Below are 12711 nucleotides of genomic sequence, written 5' to 3' on the forward strand. Positions count from 1 at the left end.
CCATGCTTCTGATCTATTGCCCCTATTGCGAGGAAGAGCGTTCCGAGCTCGAATTCCGCCAGGCCGGCGACGCGCATATTGCGCGTCCGGCCAACATGACCGAGATGACCGACGAGGAATTCGAGGCCTTCTTCTTCCTACGCGACAACGTCAAGGGTCTGACCTTCGAGCGCTGGCGGCATCTGAACGGTTGCGGCCGTTTCTTCAATGCGGCCCGCGACACTGTCAGCGACAAGTTCCTGGTGACTTACAAGGCCGGCTTGCCGCGCCCGGATGTCAGTACGCTGCGCCCCGGCACTTCGGCGCCTGTTGAAACCTATGAAGCCACGGAGTCGGACGCGAAATGAGCGGCGCCAATCGTATCCCCGGTGCAGGCCGTCTCACCCCTGCAAAAACCGCCCGTTTCTTCTTCGACGGCAAAAGCTACGCCGCGCTTGAAGGCGATACCGTCGCCTCGGCGCTGCTGGCAAACGGCGTTCATCTTGTCGGCCGGTCGTTCAAGTACCATCGCCCGCGCGGCATCGTCTCGGCCGGTGTAGAAGAGCCGAATGCGTTGATCGGCGTCGAGCGCGATGCATCCCGCAAGCAGCCAAACGTCCGCGCCACCGTGCAGGATGTCTTCGACGGCATGAAGGTGATCTCGCAGAACCGCTGGCCGTCGCTCGCCTTCGACGTCGGCGCGGTCAACAACCTGCTGGCGCCATTCTTTGCCGCCGGTTTCTACTACAAGACCTTCATGTGGCCGAAGCAGGCGTGGAAGCACGTCTATGAGCCGCAGATCCGCGCGGCCGCCGGTCTCGGCGTTTCGCCGACAGAGGACGATACCGACCACTATTCCAGCCGTTACGCCCATTGCGACGTGCTGGTGATTGGCGCCGGTGTTGCCGGTCTTTCGGCAGCGCTCGCCGCTGCCAAGACCGGTGCCCGTGTGATCATCTGCGATGAGCAGCCGGAAGTCGGCGGCGCGCTGCATTACGACAGGAGCGTCACCATCGACGGTCTCGACGGGTTCAGCTGGGCGCAGGCGACGGCAGCCAACCTGGCGAAGATGGAGAACGTTACCGTCCTGCCGCGCACCACGGCGTTCGGCTACTACGCCCAGAATTTCGTCGGTCTCAACGAGCGCGTGACGGAACATCTGGCCAAGCCCGACAGGAAGCTGCCGCGCGAACGCCTCTGGCAGGTGCGCGCCAAGCGCGTCATCATCGCCACGGGTGCCATCGAGCGCCACATGGTATTCGCCAATAACGATCGCCCCGGGATCATGCTGGCCTCGGCGGCCCGTACCTTCCTCAACCATTTCGGCGTCGCCGTCGGCAAGAAGGTCGGTGTCTATACCGCCAACGATTCAGCCTACGAGGCTGCCTTCGATTTGAAGCGTGCCGGTATCACCATTGCAGCTATTGTCGATAGCCGCGAACAGCCGGGCGAGGGTGTGCTTGCAGAAGCCCGTACCCTCGGCATCGAGGTTCTGGCTGGCCATGGCGTCGTCGATACCGGCGGCAAGTTGCGGGTCTCTTCCATGTCTGTTGCCCGCAATGGCGGTGGTGCGTCGCGCAAGATCGCTATCGATGCACTGTTGATGTCGGCCGGATGGACGCCCTCGGTGCACATGTTTTCGCAGTCGCGGGGCAAGGTGGCCTACGACTTCGACAGCCAGCGCTTCCTGCCCGGAACCTACGCGCAGGATTGCCTGTCCGTCGGCGCCTGCAATGGCACCAACGACCTTCAGGCGACCATCGAGGAATCGCTGGCGGCTGGTGAGCTGATGTCGAACGCATCCGGGTTTACGGCTTCGGAAAAGCTGGCGCTTCAGGGCGTCAATGCCTTTGACTGGACCGGTGGGATGGCCGGTGCTGCCGAGGGGGCCGGACCGGATACGACGGTGAAGGCCTTCATCGACTTCCAGAACGACGTCTGCGCCAAGGATATCCGCCTTGCGGTGCGCGAGGGCATGCATTCTATCGAGCATATCAAGCGCTTTACCACCAACGGCATGGCGACCGATCAGGGCAAGCTCTCCAACATCCACGGTCTGGCGATTGCTGCTGAAACGCTTGGCCGCGAGATCCCTAAGGTCGGTCTGACGACGTTCCGTGCGCCGTATACGCCTGTGACGTTCGGCACACTGATCAACCATTCGCGCGGCGAGCTGTTCGACCCGACCCGCAAGACGCCAATGCATGCGCTTGAAGAAGCACAAGGCGCGGTGTCTGAGGACGTCGGCCAGTGGAAGCGCGCCTGGTACTATCCGCGCGCTGGCGAAGACATGCATCAGGCTGTCAACCGCGAGTGCAAGACCGTGCGCGATGTCGCCGGTATTTTCGATGCCTCGACGCTCGGCAAGATCGAGGTGGTCGGCCCGGATGCGGCGCAGTTCCTCAACCTGATCTACACCAACAGCTGGGATACGCTGAAGCCCGGCCGCTGCCGCTATGGCATCATGCTGCGCGAGGATGGCTTCGTCTATGACGACGGCGTCGTCGGCCGCATGGCGGAGGACCGTTTCCACGTGACCACGACGACGGGCGGCGCTGCCCGTGTCATGAACCACATGGAAGACTATCTGCAGACCGAGTTCCCGCATCTGAACGTCTGGCTGACCTCTGCCACCGAACAATGGGCCGTCATCGCGGTTCAGGGTCCGAAGGCGCGCGAGATCATCGCGCCGCTGGTCGAGGGCATCGATCTATCGAACGAAGCCTTCCCGCATATGAGCGTTCGCGAAGGCAAGATCTGCGGCGTGCCGACGCGGCTATTCCGCATGTCGTTCACCGGCGAAACCGGCTTCGAAGTCAATGTTCCCGCCGACTTCGGCCCGGCCGTCTGGGGTGCGCTCCATGAGCGGGCGGAAGCGTTGGGTGCTTGCGCCTATGGCACCGAGGCGATGCACATCCTGCGTGCCGAAAAGGGCTACATCATCGTCGGTCAGGATACGGATGGAACCGTGACCCCGGACGATGCGTCGCTGACCTGGGCTGTCGGCAAGAAGAAACCGGATTTCGTCGGCATTCGCGGCCTGCGACGTCCTGATCTGATTGCCGATGGCCGCAAGCAGCTTGTCGGGCTTTTGACCAAGGACCCGAAGGTTGTTCTGGAAGAGGGCGCGCAGATCGTTGCCGATCCGAACCAGCCGCTGCCGATGACGATGATCGGCCATGTGACCTCGGCCTACTGGTCGGAAAATTGCGGCCGCTCGATTGCGCTGGCACTGGTTGCCGGCGGCAAGGCGAAGATCGGCCAGACGCTCTATGTCCCGATGCCCGACAAGACGATTGCCGTCGAGGTGAGCGACATGGTGTTCTTTGACAAGGAAGGAGGCCGTATCAATGGCTGATTTGATTGGGGCTGATTTGGCTACGCGTACTCTGCCGCTTTCCGGCTTTCATGGCGGCTCGGCTGCCGCGGTACTTTCCGTTGCAGCACCCGCAACCCGGATGTCGCTGCGGGCCAAGTCTGATGCCGTTTCGGCGCTCTCCGGCGCGCTCGGCCTTTCGCTGCCAACCAGGGCCAAGACTTCGGTTTCGGTGAATGGCCGCCATGCACTCTCGCTCGGACCGGACGAGTGGCTTGTCATCGACGAGAACGAAGCTGACCTGATGGCGCTTGCCGGATCAAGCAATGTGCTGCATTCGGCGACGGATATTTCCCATCGCAACACGGCCATCCTCGTCAAGGGCCGTGGTGCTGCGGTCGCGGTCAATGGCGGCTGCCCGCAGGATCTGTCGCTCGCCGCATTCCCGGTCGGCGCCTGCTCGCGCACGGTTCTGGCCAAGGCGGAAATCGTGCTGTTGCGCACTGCCGAGGATACGTTCCGGGTCGAATGCTGGCGCTCGTTTTCGCCTTATGTCTCGACGCTTCTGGCTGAAGCTGCCGAGGATGCGGGGAACTGATCGTGCGCTTGTAGCCCCTCATCCGCCCTGTCGGGCACCTTCTCCCCGTCGTGACGGGGAGAAGGAACGGGCGGCAAACTCGATCGTCCCCTCTCCCTGCTTGCGGGGAGAGGGCTAGGGTGAGGGGCTTTGTCGTGCATTCGAAGTCAACGAGGCTCAATGCAGGCCGGGCCATCCAAACCATTCCACCCAGCGGCCATGAAAATCGGCACGGCCGATCAGGTGTTTTTCGGCGGATGGCCAGATTTGCAGGGTCAGGGCCGCGCCGCTATTCTTCTGATCATCCGCCTCCATTTGCAGGCGGGTTAGCGGCGCTTTCTGCGTTGCGCGCGCTCCGGCCGCCGCGATCAGGGCTTCGCCTTTTTCCTTTGATGATGCGGGCAGGTATTGCCAGGCGATGGTGTGGTAGATCACGTGTACCTGATCGTCATGAGCTTCTTGCAGGCGCTGTTCTAGCCAATCCACCGCATCGGCGCGATCGACGGTCTGGCGGTTGGCTGCCGCGATGGCAAGCGCAAAGCGGGTGCGTTCCAGCCGGTCCTGCTGGTCGGCCCAGAGGTAGGAGAGCAGACGTTGGGCGTCGTCCCCGTTGGCCGGGTTCAGCGGATTGAGATCACAGCCGGCGCGGCTGGCAACGTGGATCGGCGCACTGGGCGGTTTTGCCCCACGCCATTCCGGTGCAATCAATACCGGCGAGGGCTGCAAGGCCCAGATCATGTCATCCAGCCTGTAATCGTAGCGGTCCCATTGCAGGTTGAGCCCGGCGCTGGCACCGATTTCCGACAGCATGAGCGGTTTGTTGAACAGGCTGGAGATCGTCAGGAAGCCGGGGAGCAGAGCGCCAGACCGGCGCACCTCATTGGTCTGAGGCGCCGATTTCAGCCGGTCGAGGATGAAATCGGAATGCACACGCAGGGCATTCTCGACGGCGCTCCAGAAATTGTTGTCATGGTCGATTGCATGTGGCGGATAGACGGCGGCCAGATCGTGATCGATACCGGACAGCACCAGCGCGTGCAGCGCGCCAGCCAACCGCAACGGCACGGAATCACCGCCCGGCGAAGGGTCGCCTTCCCAGGACAGGATTTTCGCGCCGGCTGGATGATCGGCTGTCAGCCGCGCGGAAGCGAGCGTGCAAAGCCTTGCCGTGAATGGTGAACCGAGATCGCTGCAGGCACTCGCCTGCCTGACGAAAGCGAGACGGACGGCCTCCTCTATCGTTTTTGGGTCAGGCATCCTCCGGCCGATCTTTCGGGTCGAACTGGATGATCGTCAGCCAGTTGGCGGTCAGTGCCGGCTTGCGTTCGCCTTCGATATCGACGGTGACGTCATAGGTGACCATCAGCATGCCGGCGCCGCGAAAGCGGGCCTCGGCCATAGTGAAGCGGCCGCGCACCTTGGCGCCGCTTTTCACCGGCGTCATGAAGCGCACCTTGTCGAATCCGTAATTGATGCCCATCGTCTGTTCGCGCACGCGCGGCAGGCAATTGAAGTTCATTGCCGACAACAGTGACAGCGACAGGAACCCGTGCGCGATGGTGCCGCCGAAGGGCGTTTCCGCCGCGGCGCGAACCGGGTCCGTATGGATGAACTGGTGATCGTCGGTGGCATTGGCAAAACTGTCGATGGTGTTTTGCGTGACCGTGATCCAGTCGGAGATGCCGACTTCCGTGCCCACAAGGTTCTTGACGTCAGACAGCGTAATTTCTTGAGGCATTCTCTTTTCCGATCAAAAACATCCCCCCGTTTCTCTATATGCCGCTCTTTCGAAAAACGGCAATCGGGGGGAGCAGTGTGGGCCTATAAAATTTCGACGTGGAAACCGACACTTCGCGCCGCGACCATGCCGATGCCTGCAGTGGCTGAAGGCAAAAGACTTTGCCAGCCGGACCCCTGCCGGACCGGCAGCTGGACCGGATGCGGCGCATGGCTGCGATTGATGACGACGGCAAGCCGGGTGCGTCTGTTCTGTACCATATCGCCGGTGGACAGCAGCATGACCAGATGGTCGGTCGTGGCGCCTTCCCAATCGCCCGTCGCCATCGGCTGGCCGTCGAACCGCAACCATTCGACATCACCGTTTCCGGTGAAGAACGTGGTGTCGTGGAAGACATCGAAGCGGCCGCGGATTTGCGACAAGGCTGCAGTATGGGCGATCAGTGTGTCGTCGAGACTTGTCCAATCGACCCAGGTGATGGCGTTGTCCTGGCAATAGGCGTTGTTGTTGCCGTGCTGGGTGCGGCCGCCCTCGTCGCCGGCGGTCAGCATGATCGCACCGCGGGTGGCAAACAGGGTAGACAGCAGGGCCATGACGTCGCGGCGGCGGAACGCCTGAATCTCGGGATCTGCCGTTTCGCCTTCGACGCCATTGTTCCAGGACTGGTTGTCGTTGTGGCCGTCGCGGTTGTCTTCGCCATTGGCCTCATTGTGCTTGCCGGCATAGGAGACGAGATCCATCAACGTGAAGCCGTCATGGGCGGCGATGAAATTGACACTGCGGGTCTGCATGCCGCCATTGCGGGAAAAGATATTGGATGAACCAGCAAGCGCCGTCGCCAGATCGCCGATCGTGTGGCTGTCGCCGCGCCAGGTGCGGCGCAGGTCGTCGCGGGCCCGATCGTTCCATTCCAGAAACGGAGGGCGGAAGTTGCCGAGCTGGTAACCGCCGGGGCCGATATCCCAGGGTTCGGCGATCAGTACGCGATCTTTCAGCACTGGATCGGCGGCCATGTCAGCGAGGAGGGCGGCATCACTGCTGAAACCATTGATGTCGCGGCCGAGGATTGAGCCCAGGTCAAAGCGGAAGCCGTCGATGCCGGCGGAAAGAACGAAGTGACGCAAGCTATCGAGGATAAGCGCGCGCACGACGGGGTGATCGCAGGCGATGGTGTTGCCCGTGCCCGTATCGTTGATCAATTCACCAGGCCGGTCCGTGGCGTGGCGATAGTAGATGTGATTGTCGAGGCCGCGCATGGAGAGCGTCGCACCCCAGCGGTCACTTTCGCCGGAATGGTTGAAGACCAGATCGAGAATGGTGCCGATACCTTCGGCATGAAGCGCTGCGACGGTCTCGCGCAGTTCGGCCATTCCGCCCGGCACGAGGCGCGGATCGAGCGCCATGAAGGCGATGGGGTTGTAACCCCAACCGTTGGAAAGGCCGAGCGGCGGCAGGTGGCGCTCGTCGATCCAGGCAGTAATGGGCATCAGCTCGATGGCCGAGACGCCGATGCGCTTTAGATGGGCGATGATAGAAGGGTGCGCAAGCGCTGCGACGGTGCCGCGCTGATGGTCCGGCACGTCCGGATGCAGCATGGTGAAGGGACGGACGGCGACTTCGTAGATCAGGCCGCCGGTCTGGAACAGCGGGGCCTGCCATGGCGCGCTCTGCGGTTCCGTCACGATTGCCTTCGGCACGAGATCGGTGGTGTCGTCGCCGAAGGCCGACAGGCGGGGATCGTAGCGGAACGGGCGATCGAGTTCGCGGGCATAGGGATCGACCAACAGTTTGGCGGGATCGAACCAGAGGCCGTTGTCCGGATCGTAGGTTCCTGAAGCGCGAAAACCGTAGCGGGTGCCGGCGGGGGCATCCGGGACGGTCAGGCTGTGAACATCATCTGCGCCGCGCTGCATCGGCAGGCGGCGCAGTTCGTGGTTGCCGGTTGTGTCGTAGAGGCAAAGCTCGATGCCGGAGGCGGTGCTGGAGCGGACCGCAAAGGCCGTGCCGCTGCTGCTCAGGGTGGCGCCGAGAAGGGAAGCTGGCAGGTTCGGCATCGAGGGCACCTTGGGATGATGTGGAGGATTGGGCCGTTTCGTATCAGACTGGTTTGACAGTGATTTGTCTCTGCTTTGGCGGATGTTGCAAGCGGTAAGTTTACCCTCCCCTTGGGGGTACTTCTTCTTCTTCCCGATGGGCAGAAGAAGAAGTGTGCGGTCCCCTCAACACCTGTAACCACGCCCGGAAAATCCGCCGTGGGTTTTCTTCATGCTGACTTGGCCGGGGCGCTGGAAAGTGCCGGGACAAAGTTTATTTATATGACGCCTTCCAGCGCACCGTTCAGTGTTCGCCGATGGGCAACTCCGGTTTCTCTGCGGGGATGGCGGCGCCCTTTTGATACGGGGCGGCGTTTACGGCTGTTTGCCGTCTCGCCGCGAAAGGCCTGTCTTTCGACATACCCGTCGCCGGTCCTCATGTGTGCCTCACAGGCACGCCCCGCCATTTTGCAGACGGGAGGGAAACCACTTTCTGACCATCCACCGGACAAAGGCTTACGTCTGTCCTCCACCCGGCACCGGCCCTGTCTCACCGCTACGCCTAGCAGTCTCGCCAATGACAGGACGGCAATGATGATGGCACAGGTTTTATGGGCGGGGATGAACGGGGATGAAATTTTTTTGACGGACGGTTCCGCGCCTATCGTTGTGCCCGGTTTGTCAGGCCTCTATATGTTGGCGACCGTAGCCGCGAGCAGGTGATCGCCCGTTTCATAAACCGCTGAGTGAGCGCCCCCAATCATGTCATCCCGTATCAAGCTTCATCGTGACGGCCCGGAATTTTCGCGGCTGGTCTGGGGCGCCTTTCGTATTGCCGACAATCCGGAGACGAGCGGGATCGCCTCGATCGCCCGTACCGTCGATACGTGCCTGGATGCCGGGATCACCACCATCGACCATGCGGATATCTATGGCGGCTACCGCGTCGAGGCGCTGTTTGGCGAGATGCTGGCCACCCGCCCGGAGCTGCGCAACCGGATCGAGCTGGTGACCAAATGCGGCATTGCGCTGACGGGACCGGCGCGGCCGGAGCATCGCGTCAAGCATTATAACAGCACGGCGGACCATATCCGCCGGTCGCTGGAAAACTCGCTGCGCAATCTGAAGACCGATCATGTCGATCTGTTGCTGTTGCACAGGCCCGACCCGCTGATGGATGCCACCGAAGTGGCTGAGGTGCTGGAAGCGCTGGTTGCGGAAGGCAAGACGCGGGCAGTGGGTGTTTCCAACTATACGCCGTCGCAAATCGCGCTTCTGCAATCGAAACTCAACATTCCGCTGGTGGCAAACCAGATCGAACTGTCGGTCAGCCATACCACGCCACTTTATGATGGTACGTTGGATGATTGCCAGCGTCTGGGGATCGCGCCGATGGCGTGGTCACCGCTGGGCGGTGGCCGCCTGTTCGACCGGGAGAAAGGCAATCCGCAGCTTGTCGATCTTCTGACCGGTCTTGCCGACAAATATGGCGTGCAGGGTGCGGGCACGGTCGCACTTGCCTGGCTGCTGCGCTTGCCGTCGAAACCGCTGCCGATCATCGGCTCGACCGATCCGGCGCGGGTGAAGGCGCTGGCAGGGGCCGCAGGGGTTGAGCTTGATCTGCAGGACTGGTTTGAGGTTCTGGAAGTAGCGAGCGGCCGGCCGGTAGCGTGAAGAGCTGAGGGCATGCCCGGCTGGGTTCAGAGCAGCTTCACCAGCTGCCATTCGCCGTTGGCGTCCTTCTCGACGCGCTTGTTGCCGCGATAGCAGCGCAACTTGCCGGCCTGCTTGTCCATGACGAGGCGCGTCGGTGTGGATTTGGACTTGCCGTTTTCGCCGATGGCGGCGGCCAGTGCTTCCTTGAATTTACCGGCCTTGTAGAGGGCGACAAGATCGTTGTCGGTCATTGTCGCAATTCCTTGTGTGCCTCTGGCAAAGATTATGCCGGATCGGGAGGGCGCAGCGAGCGCTGCGCCCTCCCTTAGACCATCCGGTCAGGTAATGACAGTCGGTTCCGTGCGGCCGGTGCGTGTCTTGATACCGGCAATCTCGTCAGCGACGGTGATCAGGTCGGCAAGGGCCTCCTGGGTTTCGGTATCGTGCTTGGAGGCGTCGGGCTCGTAGCGTTCAATATAGACGCGCAAGGTGGCGCCGGAGGTGCCGGTGCCCGACAGGCGGAAGACGACGCGGGAGCCGCCTTCGAACAGGATGCGGATACCCTGGTTGTTGCTGACCGACTTGTCGATCGGGTCATTGTAGGAAAAGTCGTCCGCAGTGGCGACTTTCAGCTTGCCGAAGCTCTTGCCGGGCAGGGTGGCGAGCTGGTCGCGCAACGCCGTCATCAGGCCGTTGGCCGCATCCGAATCCACTTCCTCGTAATCGTGGCGCGAATAGTAGTTACGGCCGTAGGTGGTCCAATGCTGGCGGGCGATATCCTGGACGCTTTCCATACGCACGGCCAGAATATTGAGCCAGAGCAGCACTGCCCAGAGGCCGTCTTTTTCGCGGACGTGGCTGGAGCCGGTGCCGGCACTTTCCTCGCCGCAGATGGTCACAAGGCCGGCATCCATCAGGTTGCCGAAGAATTTCCAGCCGGTCGGGGTCTCGAACATGCCGATGCCGAGCTTTTCAGCGACGCGGTCGGCGGCTGCACTGGTCGGCATCGAGCGGGCGATACCGGCAAGGCCTTTGGAGTAGCCGGGCGCAAGGCTGGCATTGGCGGCGAGCATGGCAAGGCTATCGGATGGGGTGATGAAAATGCCCTTGCCGATGATCAGGTTACGGTCGCCGTCGCCGTCGGATGCGGCGCCGAAGTCCGGCGCGTCTTCGCTCATCATTTCCTCGTAGAGGGCGCGGGCGTGGACGAGGTTCGGGTCTGGATGGTGACCGCCGAAATCGGGCAGCGGGATGAAATTCAGCACCGAGCCCTTGGCGGCGCCCAGCCGGTTTTCGAGGATTTCCTTGGCATAGGGACCAGTGACGGCGCTCATAGCGTCGAAGAGGAGGCGGAAGCCACCACCGATCATGTTGCGGATAGCCGGGAAGTCGAACAGCTTTTCCATCAGTTCGGCATAGTCGGCGACCGGGTCGATGACCACGACTTCCATGCCGGCGACGTCCTGGCTGCCTTCGGCGTCGATGTTGATGTCGGCAGCCTCGGCAATCTTGTAGGTCTCGATCGTGCGGGTACCGGCATAGATGGCGTCGGTGACCTTTTCAGGGGCCGGGCCGCCATTGCCGATATTGTACTTGATGCCGAAATCCTCGGTCGGGCCACCGGGATTGTGGCTGGCCGACAGCACGATGCCGCCGAAGGCCTTGTATTTGCGGATGACGTTGGAGGCGGCCGGCGTCGACAGGATGCCGCCCCGGCCGACGAGAATACGGCCAAAACCGTTGGCAGCGGCCATCTTGATGGCGATCTGGATGACTTCGCGGTTGTAATAGCGGCCGTCGCCGCCGATCACCAGCGTTTCGCCCTTGAACCCATCCAGGCTGTTGAAAATCGACTGGATGAAGTTCTCGGCATAATTCTTCTGCTGGAAGACCGGCACCTTCTTGCGCAGGCCGGAGGTCCCGGGTTTCTGGTCCAAATAAGGTGTGGTCTGAACGGTTCTGATCATGGTCTTAGCCTTTCGCAAGAAGACTGGAATAGAGGTCGGCATACCGATGCGCGCTCATATCCCAGGATACGTCTGATTTCATACCCTGAGCCTGGAGACGAGCCCAGACTTTCGGTTGCCGGTAGGCGGTAAACGCCCGCCGAATCGCCTGTCGCAAACTCGCAGCAGAAACAGGCGAGAATTGGAAGCCGGTCGCAACTTTCGCGGCAAGCGCCGCTTCGTTGGCGTCGATGATCGTATCCGCAAGGCCGCCGGTATGGGCAACGATCGGCACGCAGCCGTAGCGCAGCCCGTAAAGCTGGGTGAGGCCACAGGGCTCGAAGCGCGAGGGGATGAGAATGGCGTCGCTGCCAGCCTGCATCAAGTGCGACAGTGGCTCGTTGTAGCCGATCACCATGCCGACGCGGCCGGGATGGCGTGCTGCGGCAGAAATAAAGGCACTTTCAAGCGCCGGGTCGCCAGAGCCGAGCACCGCAAGCTTGCCGCCATTGTCGACGATATCATCGATGACTTCGGCGAGCACGTCCATGCCCTTCTGCCAGGTCAACCGGCTGACGACGCAGAAGATCGGGCCGGGGGCATTGTCGAAACCGAACTGCGCCGACAGCGCCTTGCGGTTGGCCTCGCGCTTCTTCAGCGAGGTTGGGCCGTAGGTCTCGGCGATATTCTTGTCCGTCTGCGGATCCCAGACGTTGGTGTCGATGCCGTTGACGATGCCGGAGAGGCTGGACAGGCGGGCGGTCAACAGGCCTTCAAAGCCCATGCCGAATTCCGGCGTCAGGATTTCCTGGGCATAGGACGGGCTGACGGTCGTGATGGCATTGGCCGTCTGCAGGCCGCCCTTGAGGAAGCCGACATCGCCGAAATATTCGACGTAACTCATCGAAAAGGCTTCCGGTGGCAATGCCAGTTCGGCAAAGACATCCGGTCCGAACTGGCCCTGGAAGGCGATGTTGTGGATCGTCAGCACCACCGGCATCGCATGCGCAGGTCCGAAACGCATGTAGACCGGTGTCAACGCCGCCTGCCAATCATGCACATGGACGAGGTCCGGCTTCCAGCTCGGCAAAAGGCCGCCGGCGATCTCGGCTGCCGTCAGCGAAAGAGCGGCGAAGCGGCGAAAGTTGTCGGCATAATCGCGTCCGGCCGTATCGACATAAGGCCCGCCGTCACGGTCGAACAGTTCCGGTGCGTCGAGCACGAGGAGATCGAGACCGTCGTGATCGACTGCGAGGATCGAGGCCGGGTTGCCGAACAGGTTGTCGAAGCCGCCGATCTTTTGCGGCTTCTTGATTTTTTGCATCACCACCGGATAACCGGGCATCAGCGTGCGCATGCGCACGCCGTGCGGTTTCATCGCCGCCGGCAGGGCGCCCGCCACGTCGGCGAGGCCCCCTGTCTTGATCAGCGGAAAGACTTCCGATGCGACGGACAGAACTTCCATG

10 protein-coding genes are annotated in these 12711 nt (G+C 62.0%); 4 read left to right on the top strand and 6 right to left on the bottom strand.

Features of this window, described 5'->3' with window-relative positions:
* The first annotated feature begins 2 nt into the window (after positions 1 to 2).
* The 3 genes from R6X40_RS11375 to R6X40_RS11385 are packed head-to-tail and all read left to right on the top strand — an operon-like array spanning position 3 to position 3893.
* The gene (locus R6X40_RS11375) at positions 3 to 347 is read left to right on the top strand and encodes a sarcosine oxidase subunit delta (RefSeq protein ID WP_318413652.1); all 345 of its coding nucleotides are present in this window, start codon (positions 3 to 5) and stop codon (positions 345 to 347) included.
* Positions 344 to 3337 (top strand): sarcosine oxidase subunit alpha, encoded by a 2994-nt coding sequence (locus tag R6X40_RS11380; protein ID WP_318413654.1) that lies wholly within the window; start codon positions 344 to 346, stop codon positions 3335 to 3337. The genes R6X40_RS11375 and R6X40_RS11380 overlap by 4 nt, the downstream gene beginning before the upstream one ends.
* Positions 3330 to 3893: a sarcosine oxidase subunit gamma gene (locus R6X40_RS11385; protein WP_318413655.1), complete on the top strand. Its 564-nt coding sequence runs from the start codon at positions 3330 to 3332 to the stop codon at positions 3891 to 3893. Before R6X40_RS11380 ends, R6X40_RS11385 begins: the two co-directional genes overlap by 8 nt.
* 156 nt (positions 3894 to 4049) lie before the next feature.
* On the opposite strand, the gene R6X40_RS11390 is transcribed toward R6X40_RS11385, so the two are convergent.
* From R6X40_RS11390 to glgX, 3 genes are all read right to left on the bottom strand, one after another.
* Positions 4050 to 5129 (bottom strand): DUF2332 domain-containing protein, encoded by a 1080-nt coding sequence (locus tag R6X40_RS11390; protein ID WP_318413656.1) that lies wholly within the window; start codon positions 5127 to 5129, stop codon positions 4050 to 4052.
* Positions 5122 to 5610: a MaoC family dehydratase gene (locus tag R6X40_RS11395; protein WP_318413657.1), complete on the bottom strand. Its 489-nt coding sequence runs from the start codon at positions 5608 to 5610 to the stop codon at positions 5122 to 5124. Before R6X40_RS11395 ends, R6X40_RS11390 begins: the two co-directional genes overlap by 8 nt.
* 83 nt (positions 5611 to 5693) lie before the next feature.
* Positions 5694 to 7664, bottom strand: a complete 1971-nt coding sequence (gene glgX / locus R6X40_RS11400; protein WP_318413658.1) for a glycogen debranching protein GlgX — start codon at positions 7662 to 7664, stop codon at positions 5694 to 5696.
* A 741-nt stretch (positions 7665 to 8405) separates the two neighbouring features.
* On the opposite strand from glgX, the gene R6X40_RS11405 reads away from it, so the two are divergent.
* The gene (locus tag R6X40_RS11405) at positions 8406 to 9317 is read left to right on the top strand and encodes an aldo/keto reductase (protein WP_318413659.1); all 912 of its coding nucleotides are present in this window, start codon (positions 8406 to 8408) and stop codon (positions 9315 to 9317) included.
* A 26-nt stretch (positions 9318 to 9343) separates the two neighbouring features.
* Here R6X40_RS11405 and R6X40_RS11410 read toward each other — a convergent pair whose 3' ends face one another.
* The 3 genes from R6X40_RS11410 to glgA all read right to left on the bottom strand — a co-directional run bounded on the left by R6X40_RS11410 (position 9344) and on the right by glgA (position 12710).
* Positions 9344 to 9550, bottom strand: a complete 207-nt coding sequence (locus tag R6X40_RS11410) for a hypothetical protein (RefSeq protein WP_318413660.1) — start codon at positions 9548 to 9550, stop codon at positions 9344 to 9346.
* Between the two features lie 87 nt (positions 9551 to 9637).
* On the bottom strand, positions 9638 to 11266 hold the full coding sequence (locus R6X40_RS11415; RefSeq protein WP_318413661.1) for an alpha-D-glucose phosphate-specific phosphoglucomutase: 1629 nt from the start codon (positions 11264 to 11266) through the stop codon (positions 9638 to 9640).
* 4 nt (positions 11267 to 11270) lie between these two features.
* Entirely contained in the window at positions 11271 to 12710 is a 1440-nt protein-coding gene (gene glgA / locus R6X40_RS11420) for a glycogen synthase GlgA (RefSeq protein WP_318413663.1), read from the bottom strand.
* Position 12711: the final 1 nt, after the last annotated feature.

The sequence above is a fragment of the Rhizobium sp. PL01 genome, assembly GCF_033447125.1.
In the GTDB taxonomy this organism is placed as follows: domain Bacteria; phylum Pseudomonadota; class Alphaproteobacteria; order Rhizobiales; family Rhizobiaceae; genus Pararhizobium.

What these genes read in the sequence shown, in the direction of transcription:
- R6X40_RS11405 (WP_318413659.1), top strand. Translation starts at nt 8,406, where the DNA reads ATGTCATCCCGTATCAAGCTTCATCGTGACGGCCCGGAATTTTCGCGG.
- glgA (WP_318413663.1), bottom strand. Translation starts at nt 12,710, where the DNA reads ATGGAAGTTCTGTCCGTCGCATCGGAAGTCTTTCCGCTGATCAAGACA.
- R6X40_RS11375 (WP_318413652.1), top strand. Translation starts at nt 3, where the DNA reads ATGCTTCTGATCTATTGCCCCTATTGCGAGGAAGAGCGTTCCGAGCTC.
- R6X40_RS11415 (WP_318413661.1), bottom strand. Translation starts at nt 11,266, where the DNA reads ATGATCAGAACCGTTCAGACCACACCTTATTTGGACCAGAAACCCGGG.
- R6X40_RS11410 (WP_318413660.1), bottom strand. Translation starts at nt 9,550, where the DNA reads ATGACCGACAACGATCTTGTCGCCCTCTACAAGGCCGGTAAATTCAAG.
- R6X40_RS11395 (WP_318413657.1), bottom strand. Translation starts at nt 5,610, where the DNA reads ATGCCTCAAGAAATTACGCTGTCTGACGTCAAGAACCTTGTGGGCACG.
- R6X40_RS11390 (WP_318413656.1), bottom strand. Translation starts at nt 5,129, where the DNA reads ATGCCTGACCCAAAAACGATAGAGGAGGCCGTCCGTCTCGCTTTCGTC.
- R6X40_RS11380 (WP_318413654.1), top strand. Translation starts at nt 344, where the DNA reads ATGAGCGGCGCCAATCGTATCCCCGGTGCAGGCCGTCTCACCCCTGCA.
- glgX (WP_318413658.1), bottom strand. Translation starts at nt 7,664, where the DNA reads ATGCCGAACCTGCCAGCTTCCCTTCTCGGCGCCACCCTGAGCAGCAGC.
- R6X40_RS11385 (WP_318413655.1), top strand. Translation starts at nt 3,330, where the DNA reads ATGGCTGATTTGATTGGGGCTGATTTGGCTACGCGTACTCTGCCGCTT.